Genomic DNA, 1,766 nt, shown 5'->3' with positions numbered 1-1,766 from the left:
TGCGCGAAGAACGGCCCGGTGACGTCGTTGACGACGAACGCGATTGTCTTGGAGGTCGCTCCCTTGAGGGCCCGGGCCTGCGCGTTGGCCACGTAGTCGAGTTCGTCGACGGCGCGCAGCACGCGGCTGCGCGTCGATGCGGCGACGGGGTAGGTGCCGCCCAGCACTCGCGAGACTGTGGCAGGCGAGACGCGTGCTCGCGCGGCGACGTCCTTGACCGTGTGCCGCCGGTGGCCGTCGTTGGACATGGTCAGGCCACCGTGTCCAGGTCCGCGGGCGTCACCTGGTGGGCGAGCTGATCCCCGTTGACGAGTCGTTCCAGCTCGTCCACGGCGCTGCGGCCCAGCCGTTGCACCTCATTGCCCTGGGAGCCGGCGACGTGCGGGGTGAGGAAGACGTTGGGCAGGTCGAAGAGCACGGATCCGGGTGGCAAGGGCTCGGGATCGGTGACGTCGAGCACCGCGGAGAGCCTGCCGGACACCAGCTCGTCGGCCAGGGCGGTGTTGTCGACCAGCCCACCGCGTGCCGTGTTGACCAACGTGGCGCCGTCGCGCATCATGGCGAGCCGATCGCGGTCGATCATCCTAGAGGTGTCCGCCGTCAGCGGCGCGTTCAAGCTGATCACGTCGCAAGTTGACAGCATCTGATCGAGGCTGGTCAACTGCACGCCGAGTGCCGCGGCGTCAGCGGGCTCGACGTAGGGGTCGAACAGCGACACGTCGAGGTCGAACGGGCGCATCAGCTCGATCAGTCTCCGGCCCACCCGCGACGCGCCGACGACGCCGACGCGAGCGCCGAAGTTGCCGACGCCCGACAGCGCCTGGTCGAGCACGAACGTATGGTCGCGCCGGTACCGCTCTCGGTGGACGAACACCTGCTTGCCCGACATGAGCACCGCCGCCAGCGCGTACTCCGCGGTGGGAATCGCGTTCGCCGTGGCCGCCGAGGACACGACGATGCCTCGCTCCCAGCATTGCGGCGTCACGAGCGTCTTGACCGACCCGGCAGCGTGCAGGATGGCCCGCAGCCGCGGGGCCTGGTCGAGCACGTCGGCGTCGAGCGTCGGGCAACCCCACCCCGTGATGAGGACCTCGGTCTCGGCCAGCAGCCGGTGTGCTCGGTCGGTGCGGAAGTCGTCGACGGTCACCGCCTGGTCGATGTCGCAGAGCTCGGCGAGGCGCTTCATCAGCGGGGGTGGGAAGAGGCGCGGCCGATGGACCGCGCGCATCGCGAACAGCCCCTGTGGGCGATGGCTCACAAACGTGCTCCCGTCTCTAGCAGCAAACGTTTTCTACGTTAGATCACTATATCCGGGCGGTCAACAACGTGCCTTGGAATGCGTCTCTTCTCTGCCCAGGTCGCCTTGTCCTGTGTGTTCACGGTAGCTACGGCCAATATATGAGAGGAGAAGTGAAGCGACAGATAACGGTTGCGTAACGCAGCCTTGTTCGTTCTTCGGCGGCGTGCGTATCTTCATGACAACGTTTTCTATCGATGTCCGGCTGGAGGGACAGGTCATGCGCAGACGGAGCCACCGCGGCGATGCCGCCCGGCAGGCGCTGGGCTGCGATGGCTGAGTCGATCCTGACGAGCGCCGAGACGCGACGATTTCGGGCGCAGGACCGCAAGAAGCCGGCCTCATCGACGGAGCGGGTGTCGTGGTCACTCGCACTGCTGGTGGTCCCCGGCGTGCTCTATTTCCTGATCTTCGCGGCCAAGGGCTGAGGTTGCGTCGATCGAGCAAGGCACAACCGCACACTGTCTAC

The 1,766-nt window shown here is 66.8% G+C and carries 3 protein-coding genes; 1 reads left to right on the top strand and 2 read right to left on the bottom strand.

Annotated features, from left to right (window positions below):
• On the bottom strand, positions 1-248 hold a 248-nt coding region (locus tag ELR45_RS36645; RefSeq protein ID WP_205855795.1), incomplete at its 3' end, for a LacI family DNA-binding transcriptional regulator.
• A gap of 2 nt (positions 249-250) precedes the next feature.
• A complete protein-coding gene (locus ELR45_RS03395; RefSeq protein ID WP_129663505.1) occupies positions 251-1,258 on the bottom strand; it encodes a hydroxyacid dehydrogenase in 1,008 nt (335 codons plus the stop codon).
• 311 nt (positions 1,259-1,569) lie between these two features.
• Between ELR45_RS03395 and ELR45_RS34505 the strand changes: the two genes are divergently transcribed.
• The gene (locus ELR45_RS34505) at positions 1,570-1,725 is read left to right on the top strand and encodes a hypothetical protein (protein ID WP_165367440.1); all 156 of its coding nucleotides are present in this window, start codon (positions 1,570-1,572) and stop codon (positions 1,723-1,725) included.
• Positions 1,726-1,766: the final 41 nt, after the last annotated feature.

The organism is Phytoactinopolyspora endophytica (assembly GCF_004138495.1).
GTDB lineage: Bacteria > Actinomycetota > Actinomycetes > Jiangellales > Jiangellaceae > Phytoactinopolyspora > Phytoactinopolyspora endophytica.
Note: the sequence above shows the minus strand (reverse complement) of the source record. Positions and strands in the feature narration are given on the sequence as shown.

Bases quoted from the DNA above. Each gene is read 5' to 3' on its own strand.
- ELR45_RS34505 (WP_165367440.1), top strand. From the start codon at position 1,570: ATGGCTGAGTCGATCCTGACGAGCGCCGAGACGCGACGATTTCGGGCG.